Below are 962 nucleotides of genomic sequence, written 5' to 3' on the forward strand. Positions count from 1 at the left end.
TGGAGCCGGCCGGCGTGGCTCGGGCTCGCCGGGGTGGTCGGGGAGCGGTCGGCGGTGGAGTCGGCGTCCTGGGCGCCGTTCGGTGTGGGGTACCACTGCGCCCGCTGGGACCTCTCGTCGTCGTCGGATTCCCCGGGCCAGGGGGGTGACGGGTGAGCCGCCCCGCTCCGGTCGCGGTGGTGGGGCCGACCGGTACCGGCAAGTCCGACCTCGCCCTCGATCTCGCGGAACGTCTGGGTGGCGAGGTGGTCAACTGCGATGCCATGCAGCAGTACCGCGGCATGGACATCGGCACCGCGAAGCTCCCGCCGTCCCTCCGACGGGGGATCCCGCACCACAGGCTCGACGTCCTCGACGTGACCGAGACCGCGAGCGTCGCCGACTTCGGACGCGAGGCAGAGCGTGAGATCACGGAGATACGGGAGCGGGGGAACGTGCCGATCCTGTGCGGCGGGTCGATGATGTACATCCAGGCCCTGGTCGACGACTGGTCCATCCCCGACACCGATCCGCTGGTCCGTGCGCGCTACGAACGGCGCCTCGAGGAGATCGGGGTGCAGGCGTTGCACGCGGAGCTCGCCCGGGCGGACCCCGAGGCCGCACGGACCATCCTGCCGACCGATCCCCGCCGCACGGTGCGGGCGCTGGAGGTGGTGGAGCTGACGGGACAGCCGTTCTCCGCCTCGAGGCCGACCATCGGTGTCCCGCGGTGGGGCACACGGCTGCTCGGCCTGCGCTGCGCGCTTCCCGAACTCGATGACCGGCTGGACGCGCGTACCGGGCGGATGTTCGCCGACGGGCTGATCGACGAGGTGCGCGGGCTCGTCGGGCGCGGACTGCTGGAGGGCGTGACGGCCCGTCGCGCCATCGGGTACGCGCAGGTACTCGACGAGATGGACGACGAGCTGGGGATCGACGCCGGGGGAGTGGCCCGCGCCCGGGAGCGCACTGTGATCGGCACC

The 962-nt window shown here is 72.7% G+C and carries 1 protein-coding gene; it reads left to right on the plus strand.

Translation table 11 applies throughout. The annotated features are described in order from the left end of the window. Positions 1-152 precede the first annotated feature (152 nt). The coding region (gene miaA / locus G6027_RS14925) for a tRNA (adenosine(37)-N6)-dimethylallyltransferase MiaA (protein ID WP_346995759.1) at positions 153-962 on the plus strand (810 nt) is incomplete at its 3' end.

This window comes from Dietzia sp. SLG310A2-38A2, from assembly GCF_014145095.1.
Lineage (GTDB): Bacteria > Actinomycetota > Actinomycetes > Mycobacteriales > Mycobacteriaceae > Dietzia.